General features: G+C 74.7%; 7 protein-coding genes. 1 reads left to right on the forward strand and 6 read right to left on the reverse strand.

Annotated elements, in window-relative coordinates; genetic code table 11:
• Nucleotides 1-164: 164 nt before the first annotated feature.
• From ACFV2S_RS19935 to sigK, 6 genes are all read right to left on the reverse strand, one after another.
• Complete coding sequence (locus tag ACFV2S_RS19935) at nt 165-1,451, reverse strand: class I SAM-dependent methyltransferase (protein ID WP_385560499.1); 1,287 nt, start codon at nt 1,449-1,451, stop codon at nt 165-167.
• The gene (locus tag ACFV2S_RS19940; RefSeq protein WP_385560502.1) at nt 1,448-2,788 is read right to left on the reverse strand and encodes a class I SAM-dependent methyltransferase; all 1,341 of its coding nucleotides are present in this window, start codon (nt 2,786-2,788) and stop codon (nt 1,448-1,450) included. The genes ACFV2S_RS19935 and ACFV2S_RS19940 overlap by 4 nt, the downstream gene beginning before the upstream one ends.
• Nucleotides 2,785-3,564, reverse strand: a complete 780-nt coding sequence (locus ACFV2S_RS19945; protein WP_385560505.1) for a DUF1365 domain-containing protein — start codon at nt 3,562-3,564, stop codon at nt 2,785-2,787. Before ACFV2S_RS19945 ends, ACFV2S_RS19940 begins: the two co-directional genes overlap by 4 nt.
• On the reverse strand, nt 3,561-4,805 hold the full coding sequence (locus ACFV2S_RS19950; protein ID WP_385560508.1) for an NAD(P)/FAD-dependent oxidoreductase: 1,245 nt from the start codon (nt 4,803-4,805) through the stop codon (nt 3,561-3,563). The genes ACFV2S_RS19945 and ACFV2S_RS19950 overlap by 4 nt, the downstream gene beginning before the upstream one ends.
• A 141-nt stretch (nt 4,806-4,946) precedes the next feature.
• Entirely contained in the window at nt 4,947-5,693 is a 747-nt protein-coding gene (locus ACFV2S_RS19955; protein WP_385560511.1) for an anti-sigma factor domain-containing protein, read from the reverse strand.
• Nucleotides 5,690-6,277 carry an ECF RNA polymerase sigma factor SigK gene (sigK, locus tag ACFV2S_RS19960; RefSeq protein ID WP_385560946.1) on the reverse strand — a complete coding sequence of 196 codons (588 nt, stop codon included), beginning with the start codon at nt 6,275-6,277 and terminating at the stop codon, nt 5,690-5,692. The genes ACFV2S_RS19955 and sigK overlap by 4 nt, the downstream gene beginning before the upstream one ends.
• Nucleotides 6,278-6,649: 372 nt before the next feature.
• Here sigK and ACFV2S_RS19965 point away from each other — a divergent pair, with 372 nt between their 5' ends.
• Complete coding sequence (locus tag ACFV2S_RS19965) at nt 6,650-6,889, forward strand: chaplin (RefSeq protein ID WP_383797114.1); 240 nt, start codon at nt 6,650-6,652, stop codon at nt 6,887-6,889.
• The last annotated feature ends 124 nt before the right edge of the window (nt 6,890-7,013 follow it).

The raw sequence follows: 7,013 nt of genomic DNA on the forward strand, positions 1-7,013 counted from the left end.
TCGTGTTCGGCGCCGCCGCGCCACGGCGTGCCCGCCCCGAACGGCGACGATCCCACCCGACCGGACCAGCCCGGACCCCTCTTCTTGCGCCAGGCGGGTGGCGTCCACCGCGCCCGCACATCCGGGGCGGCCGCGTTCCCGCGGCCGCCCACGGACCGTGCGGTTCACTCCGGGGCGACCGGGGCGTACCAGTCGGCGGGGGTCGCGGGCATCGCCGAGCCGCCGTCCCGGGTCGGGCGGACGCAGAGGATCTGGTCGACGCCCATGCGCCCCTCGGAGAACGCGATCGCCGCGCCGGCCAGATAGAGGCGCCACACCCGGGCCGTCGCCGTCCCGACGAGCGTCTCGACGGCGTCCGCACGCTCGTCGAGACGGGAGCGCCAGGCGTCGATGGTGGTCTTGTAGTGCTCGCGGAGCGACTCCACGGAGCGCGCCTCCAGGCCTGTCGCCTCCAGGACGTCCAGGGTCCGGCCGACGGGACGCATGTGCATGTCGGGGGCGATGTACGTCTCGATGAACGCGCCCCCGCCCGGCGCCCGGGCTCCGCGGGACATCTGCTGGATCAGGAGCCGGCCCTCGGGCCGCAGCGCGTCGTGCAGCAGGGTGGCGAAGGCGGGGTACTCGGCGTCGCCGACGTGCTCGCCCATCTCGACGGCCGCGGCCGCGTCGTAGCCGCCGCCGTCGATGTGCCGCCAATGCCGCAGCTGCACGTCCACGAGGTCCCCCACCCCCTCGCGCGCGGCGCGCGCGGTGACGAAGTCGTGCTGGGCGGCGGAGAGGGTGACGGCGGTGACCCGGGCCTGGTGCTCCCTGGCGGCGTGCAGGGTCAGGGACCCCCAGCCGCAGCCGACGTCGAGCAGGCGGTCCCCGGGGCGCAGGGCGAGTTTGCGGCAGATCAGCTCGAGTTTGTCCCGCTGGGCGTCGGCCAGCGTGTAGGCCGGGTCGTCGGGGCGCGTCCAGTAGGCGCAGGAGTACGCCATCGACGCGTCGAGGAGCAGCGCGTAGAAGTCGTTGGAGAGGTCGTAGTGGTGACTGATCGCGGCCCGGTCCCGCGAGGCGCTGTGCAGACCGCCGGTCAGGCGCGCGCGCCCGTCGGGACGGCGCGGGGGAGGGCCGGCCGCGCCGAGCCGGACGGCGAGGGCGGCGGACGCGGCCAGCGCGGCCGGCCCGGGGCGCGCCGCCCGGCGGTCGCGTACGGTCCGGCCGGCCCGGGACAGCGCCTCGGCGAGGTCGCCGTCGACCTCGAGGTCGCCGGTCACATAGGCCTCGGCGAGGCCGAGTTCGCCCGGCTGCCACAGCAGGCGCCGAAGGGCGTCGGGTGACCGGAGCACGACCAGGGGAGCGTCCCGCGGACCCGCGTGGCTGCCGTCCCAGGCGCGCAGCCGCACCGGGAGCGGGCCGGGGAGGAAGTGGCCGATGAGCTGGGCGAGACGGTCGGCGGTGGACCTCATCGACGGGTCCCTTCGGTGAGGAGGAGCTGGCGGACATCGAGGTAGCGGGAGCGGAATCCCGCCTCCGAGTAGGCGAGGTAGAACTCCCACATGCGCTGGAAGACGGGGTCGAAGCCGAGGGCGGTGACGGCGGGGCGCCGGCCGGTGAACCTCTCCCGCCACAGGCGGAGGGTCTCCGCGTAGTGCTCGCCGTACCCGTGGTCGGCGACGGTGGTCAGCCCGGCGGCCGCGGAGTGCTCGGCGATGGCCCTGCGGGAGGGGATCAGTCCGCCGGGGAAGACGTACTTGCTGATCCACGTGTGGGTGGCGGCGGTGTGGAGCATCTGCCGGTGGCCCATGGTGATGGACTGCAGGGCGATCCTGCCGCCGGGGGCGAGCGCGCGGCGCAGCGCTGTGAAGTACGCGGGCCAGTACTCGGCGCCGACCGCCTCGATCATCTCGACGCTGATCACGGCGTCGTGACGCCCCTCGGCGTCGCGGTAGTCGCGGAGTTGGACCTCGACCCGGTCGGTGAGACCGGCGTCCGCGATGCGCTCGCGTGCCAGTGCGGCCTGTTCCTCGGAGAGGGTCAGGGTGGTCACGCGCGCGCCGCGTGCGGCGGCCCGCAGCGCGAGTTCGCCCCAGCCGGTGCCGATCTCCAGGAGCCGGGTGCCCTCTCCGACGCGGGCGAGGTCCAGGAGCCGGTCGATCTTGCGGTGCTGGGCGCGCTCCAGGGAGGCGAACCGGGCGGGAAACGCGGTGAACACGGCGGCGGAGTAGGTGAGCGTGGGGTCCAGGAACGCCGAGAACAGGTCGTTGGACAGGTCGTAGTGACGCCCGATGTTGTCGCGGGCCCCGGCGCGGGTGTTCCGGTCGGCCGAGGGGCGGGCGGACACCCACAGGTGGCGAAGGGTGCGCAGCGGGGCGGGCACGAGGTCGTCCACGTGCTCGGCGAGGACGGTCAGGACGCCGGCCAGGTCGTCGCTGTCCCATTCGCCGGCCATGTAGGACTCGCCGAAGCCGATCAGTCCGTGGCGGCCGACGCGCCGGTGGAAGGCGTCGGCGTCGTGGAGGGTCAGGACGGGGCCGGTGGCGGCACGGCCGTCGGTGTTCCCGGTCAGGGACAGCCGGTCCAGGGCCCGGCCGACGAGGTGCCGGGACACGGACGTACGCAGCGTGCCCGCCGACGGCGGCCGGGCCACGTCGGGCCAGCGGTCGGCGTCGACGACCGTTGCGCGGACCGCGGGGCCCTGCCCGGAAGCCGTGGGACCGGGGGCCGGACGCGCCTGCGGGGGGACGCCGACGGCGGGGCCGGGCCGCCGCGGGAGACTCCGGGAGGTGAGCGTGGGACGGGTCACGGCAGCATGCCTTTCTGTGGGGTGGACCGGGGACGGGGCTGTACGGGCAGTCCGCGCAGCAGCAGGTGGACGCCGTGGCGGCGGATGCCGGCCCACACGGCGGCGGTGGACCAGGGCCTGCGCGCGGCGGCGGACAGCAGGGAGGACACGGTGGCGGGCCGGCGGCGGCCCCGGACGACCGCGGTGAACGCCCGGCCGTCCGCGTTCCCGAGGTGGACGGTCAGGCTCAGGAGTTCCCCGGGCAGCGGCAGGCGCATCCGGTAGCGTCCCTCGACCGCGAAGAACGGCGAGACGTAGAACTCCTTCTCGACCTCGGCCTCGTCGGCCCCGTCCGTCCGCAGCAGGTAGCAGTGGCGCTCGCCGTAGGTGTTGTGCACCTCCGCCACGACGCACACCGGGGCGCCGGACGGGTCGTGACACCAGTACACGCTCAGCGGGTTGAAGACGAACCCGAACACCCGGGCGTGCGCCAGCATCACCACGCGCCCGCCCTTGAGGTCGATGCCGTGGGCCGCGAGGAAGCCGTCGAGCCCGGCACGGATGGATCCGGCGCCGCCGCCGAAGTGGTCCCGGGCGTCGAAGCGGGCGAGCGGCCGGAGCGGCGGGGGCAGGACCGGCGGCCGGTCGAGGTCCACGCACCACAGGTAGGTGCGGTGGCGCAGGGAATGGCGCAGGGGCGTGCGCCGGACGTGGGTGATGACGCACTCGTACAGCGCGGCGGACACCGCACCGCCGGGGGCAGGCGGGGATATGACGCTGCGTTCGGCCGAGGTCACCAGTCCACCCCCAGGGAGTGGGCCGCCTCCACACCGGAGCGGCAGCCGTCCTCGTGGAAGCCCCACCCGTGCCAGGCGCCGGCGTACGCGGTCACGCCCGTGCCGAGGCGGGGGAGTTCCCTCTGCGCCGCCACCGAGGCGGGGGTGTACACCGGGTGCTCGTAGACCATCCGCTCCACCACCCGGTCGGGTGCGATGTCCTCCTCACCGCCCAGGGTGACGACGTAGCCCGTGCCGGCGGGCAGCCGTTGGAGGCGCTCCATGTCGTAGCTGACGTGCACGGGGTCGACCGACGGCGTGCAGCCGGCCATGCGGTAGTTCCAGCCGGCACGTGCGCGGGGCGAGCGGGGCAGGACCGAGGTGTCGCTGTGCAGCACGGTGGGGTTCCGCTCGTACCGGAAGGCACCCAGGAGCCGCTTCTCGTCCGCGGTGGGGTCGGCGAGCAGGCGCAGCGCCTGATCGGGGTGGGTGGCGATGACCACGGCGTCGTAGGTCTCGGTGGCGCCGTCGCGGGTCGTGACCGCCGCCGCGTCCCCGGTGCGCCGGACGGCGTCGACCGGGCTGCCGGTCAGGACACGGTGGATCCGCTTGGCGACGGCCGTGACGTACGCGGACGAGCCACCGGTGACGGTCTTCCACCGGGGGGATCCCGTGACGGACAGCAGGCCGTGGTGGTCCAGGAACCTGAACAGATAGACGGCCGGATAGGACAGGGCCGTGCGCGCGGGGCAGGACCACACCGCCGCGACGAGCGGAAGGGCGAAGTGGCTGACGAAGTAGGGGGAGAAGCCTCCCCGGCGCAGGAACTCCCCGAACGTCAGGCCCGTATGGCCCCCGCGGGCCAGCAGGCGGCGGGCACCCCGGTGGAAGACGGGCACCTCCGCGAGCAGCCGCAGGTGGCGGCCCCGCAGCGCGGCCCTGGACGCGAAGAGGCCCGCCGGGCCCCGGGCGCCCGCGTACTCCAGGCCGCAGCCGTCGCACCGCACCGACATGCTCATCTCGGCGTCCTGCGTGGAGATCCCCAGCTCCCGGAACAGCCGCAGCAGGGTGGGGTAGGTCCGCTCGTTGTGGACGATGAACCCCGAGTCCACGGCGACGGCCCGCCCGTCGGGCGCGGCCAGTTCGCGGGTGTGGGCGTGCCCGCCGAGCCGTCCGTCCGCCTCGTACACGGTGACCTGACACGAGGCCGACAGGACGTACGCGGCGGAGAGCCCCGCCACCCCGGCACCGACGACCGCCACCCTCCGGTCTTCCTCCACAACCGCTCCCGCCACTCGACACGCAGCACGGCCACTGCCCTTCACCCGTACTTCGCAGCGGTCGGGCGACCGGATTGGAGTGATCCGTGGGGCGGCGTGAGGGGACCCGTCCGCTGGGGACGGTCAGGCGGGAAGGGCCATCAGGAGCAGGGGGGTGGTGGTCGGCCGGGCGGAGCCTCCGGCCGGTTCGAGGGTGAGTCCCACGGCGCCCGCGTCGGCCGGGTCGCCGGAGAGCACGACGGTTCCGTCGTGGTCGATGAACCCGGCCGGGCGCATCGTGCCGTCGTGGTCGAGCCACAGCTGGTACGTCCGGCCCGCGGCGGGTGCGGGCAGGCCCGTGGCGGTGAAGACGGCCGCGTTCCGCCTCGGGGAGGCGACGACGGTGGTGAACGCCCCGTTGGCGGCCCGTCCGTGGACCGTGCGGGCGTCAGAGGCGGCCAGGACCGCGCCGACCGCGTCGAGCTGCCGCTGGGACTGACGGGCCTGCCGCTCGTACTCCTGCGCGTGCTGGGACTGCCACACCGTGGCGCCGCCGAGCACGGCCGCGGCCACACCGGCGGCCAGGGCCAGCGGGAGTGCCTTGCGGCGCAGCCCGCCGAGGAGGGGTACGGCGGCGGGCGCGGGCAGGCGGGGCGGGAGCTGGCGGACACCCTCGACGGCGGCCATGACCCGGGTCCTGGCCGACACGGGCGGTGCCTGGGAGACCGCCGCCGCCAGGCGCGCCGCGGTCTCCCGGAACTCCGCGGCCTCCTGCCGGCAGGCGTCGCACTCCCTCAGGTGGTCCTCGAAACCGGCGCGTTCAGCGGGGTCGAGCGCGCCCAGGGCATAGGCGGCGGAGAGCGTGTGGGCGTCGGTCGCGTGCTGTCTCATGTGGTCACCCCCATGCAGTCGCGCAGCCGGACGAGCCCGTCGCGCATGCGTGTCTTGACGGTGGGAAGAGGCGTGCGCAGGGTCTCGGCGACCTCACGGTAGGTCAGCCCCTGGTAGTAGGCCAGGGTCACCGCCTGCCGCTGCAGTTCGGTCAGACCGCGCATGCACCGGCGCACCTGTTCGGACTCCAGCCGGGTCTCGACCTGCTCGGCGACCTCGTCGAACGCGGTGGTGTGCTCACGGGAGGCCTGGGCCTGCTCGCGGTCGGAGGCCGCCTGGGCGGACCGGACGCGGTCGACGGCCCGCCGGTGGGCGATGGTCGCCGCCCAGGTGGTCACGGAGCCGGCGTCGGGCCGGTAGCGCGCGGCCTGGCGCCACAGGTCGATCATCACCTCCTGGGCGACCTCCTCGGACTGGGACCGGTCGCGGACGACTTTGAGGACGATCCCGAACACCAGGGGTGCGAGGCTGTCGTAGAGGACGGAGAAGGCCTGCTTGTCCCCGTGGGCGACCTTCCGCATGACGTCGGCCAGGTCGGCACGGTCCGCGGCGGGCCCGGCACCGAAGGGGAGCGGTCGGGTCACCGGCGCCGCTCCGGCCGTGCCGAGGAGGCGAGGGGACGGCCGGGTGCGGCCGTCGGGGGGCGGAGCGTCCATCGCATGTCTGTCCTTGACTGTTCGCTCGGGCGATCGCGGTGCGGACCGTGCGGGCCGCGTCGGCCACCTCTGGAGGGGCGTGTCAGCAGTGCTTCGTAGCGGACGGGCGTGCGGATGGGGCGGTTTCGTCACCCTCGCTCCCGGCGACTGACCCGTTCGAGGGAAGAGTGCGCCGCCGGCCCAGCCGACGGGCGGCCCGCGGCGAAGGCACGGTCGAGGGAGGCACCCGAGGTTCCGGTGCTCCCCGCAGGCCGAGCGGATCCGCCGCCCGGTCTCGGATGTCCATGGGAGGTAGTCGAGATGGTTCGTGTACGACGTGGTCTCGCGGTGGCGGTGGCGGCCGGCGCCGTCGTGATGGGCGGCGCGGCGATGGCTTCGGCCGACGCCGGGGCCCAGGGCGTGGCCGCGTACTCGCCGGGAGTGGGCTCGGGCAACCTGATCCAGGTACCCGTCCACATCCCGGTCAACGCCTGCGGCAACACCGTCAGCGTCATCGGGCTGCTGAACCCGGCCTTCGGCAACACCTGCGTCAACGCCTGACGCACACCGGAAGAGATGCCGGTCCGCCGCCGCACGACGAGGCGGCGCGGACCGGTGACCCGATCCGGCGCGGGCACACGGCTGTTCCGGGGAAGCCGGGTGCCCGCAGGGACGGTGCGCCGGG

It is taken from the genome of Streptomyces sp. NPDC059695 (assembly GCF_042733785.1).
Lineage (GTDB): Bacteria > Actinomycetota > Actinomycetes > Streptomycetales > Streptomycetaceae > Streptomyces.

What these genes read in the sequence shown, in the direction of transcription:
- ACFV2S_RS19935 (WP_385560499.1), bottom strand. Translation starts at nt 1,451, where the DNA reads ATGAGGTCCACCGCCGACCGTCTCGCCCAGCTCATCGGCCACTTCCTC.
- ACFV2S_RS19955 (WP_385560511.1), bottom strand. Translation starts at nt 5,693, where the DNA reads ATGAGACAGCACGCGACCGACGCCCACACGCTCTCCGCCGCCTATGCC.
- ACFV2S_RS19965 (WP_383797114.1), top strand. Translation starts at nt 6,650, where the DNA reads ATGGTTCGTGTACGACGTGGTCTCGCGGTGGCGGTGGCGGCCGGCGCC.